This window comes from Candidatus Cloacimonadota bacterium (assembly GCA_011372345.1).
GTDB lineage: Bacteria > Cloacimonadota > Cloacimonadia > Cloacimonadales > TCS61 > DRTC01.
Genome location: DRTC01000109.1, coordinates 1 through 1570 on the forward strand (window position 1 = coordinate 1; position 1570 = coordinate 1570).

The following is a 1570-nucleotide window of genomic DNA, read 5'->3' on the forward strand; positions in this document are numbered from 1 at the left end:
CTGTTTCATTAACCACCAACTTAAGTTGGTGGTTAATAAGAAGATAGAGGTCATTAACTGATTCATCAGTTTCCAAATTTCGGGCAAAATTTCATACATATTCCAAATTATTGCCTTTTTAGAATGGACTCAAATATAAATTGAATCAATTCTCTTATCTTTTTGATAACAAAACAGAAAATTGATTATTCATATTACATATAAATCTGTTCATCAATGTACAATTGTGTGCATTTCTGCACATATTTCAATAAATACTTGATGGTCAAAACCTATTTACTTTCCTTCTTTTCCTTTTTTTCATTGAAATATCTTGTGTACTCTAATCAGAATAAAATTTTGGCTCGCAAATTGCATAATCAATAGGATTAATTTTGATTATGGGAGGAAATGTGAAAAAAGTATTTTTACTAGTGCTATTCTTATCAGGAATGAATTTATTTACGAAAAATGTCAACATCTCGGAAAATATGAACAAAGAATTATTCGAATGTCTTTCATCCAACCTGGAAATGACAGAAATCGAATTTTCTTTAGATGGATATCGAGTTGAAAAAATATTTGAAGATGGAACAAATTATGAGAAAATTTCTTATTTCGATTCCGGTGAATTTCTCGAGATCGGGAAACCCGATCTACCTCGATTTTCCAGATTGGTAGCAGTACCAGATCAAGGGGAAGTATCAGTAAATGTTTTAAGCTTTGAAGAAGAGATTATTTCCAACATCGATGTTTATCCGCGTCAGCGATTGATCAGCGAAAGCCAGCCGAATGAGCGCAGTTTTGTCATAGATGAAGAGTTTTATAAAAACGGAGAAATATTCCCGGGAAAAATTGTGGAAATTGGTGAACCAGCGATTATGAGAGATTTCAGGATTGTAAACCTGACCATAAATCCATTCCAGTATGATCCCATAAAAAAGGAATTAAAAATTATTAAAAACATCGAGTTGGAAATCACTTCCTCCCGAACCGGTGGAGAGAATCCTAAAACTATAAACCACAAAAAATCGAGATTTTTCGAACCAATATATGAATCCACGATCGTGAACTACAGTTCCATCATTACTCGTGATGAGGAATATCAACAACCAAGCTATCTTTTCATCTATCCTGAAAATGCTTCCGTTCTGCAGACTTTGAATTATATGAGGGAATGGAAACATCAGAAAGGATTTGAAGTGGTTGCTGCCAGCACTTCGGAAACAGGAACTCAACTGAACCAGATAAAAAATTATATCCAGGATGCTTATGATAACTGGCAGAATCCTCCGGAATTTGTCTGCCTGGTCGGAGATGCAGGCGGTAACTTTTCCATTCCCACCGGACATATCGATCCCGGACAATATAACGGTGAGGGTGATCAATATTATACTCTTTTGGAAGGAGATGATATTTTAGCAGATGTTCTGATCGGTCGTCTCTCTTTTAATTCAATTTTCGAATTTCAAACGATTGTTTCCAAAATTCTCAATTACGAAAAAACTCCTTATATGGACAATACGGAATGGTATGATAAGGCTTTAATGCTTGGAGATCCAACCGATTCCGGTCCTTCCTGTGTCGATAC

Annotated in this window: 1 protein-coding gene; it reads left to right on the forward strand. The window is 35.0% G+C overall.

What is annotated here, in order from left to right; translation table 11 throughout:
* Positions 1-380: 380 nt before the first annotated feature.
* A partial coding sequence (locus tag ENL20_02030) for a hypothetical protein (protein HHE37333.1) occupies positions 381-1570 on the forward strand: 1190 nt, incomplete at its 3' end.